The 261-nt window shown below is 44.1% G+C and carries 1 protein-coding gene; it reads right to left on the bottom strand.

The genetic code is table 11. The features are described 5' to 3' along the window. A partial coding sequence (locus AB4653_RS25575) for a cadherin-like domain-containing protein (protein WP_372105626.1) occupies positions 1–261 on the bottom strand: 261 nt, incomplete at both ends.

Raw genomic sequence — 261 nt, forward strand, 5'->3', positions numbered from 1 at the left:
TAAGTGATGTCAGAAATAGACAGCGCATCACCTTCTACATCTGTGGTGTTCGCCAGTAAATCATCAGCACTGAACGCAATACCTTGGTCTTCGTCTGTCGATAGAACCATTGGACCAGAAACGATTGGCGCATCATTCACTGACTCAAAGTTGATGTTAATTATGTTGTCATCAGTCAGTTCACCATCAGAAACTTGGTAACCCAGCTCAATTTCACCGTAGAAGTTTTCATCTGGTGTCACCGTCCAAGTACCATCACCG

The organism is Vibrio sp. 10N.222.48.A3 (assembly GCF_041475345.1).
GTDB classification, from domain to species: Bacteria; Pseudomonadota; Gammaproteobacteria; order Enterobacterales; family Vibrionaceae; genus Vibrio; species Vibrio tasmaniensis_A.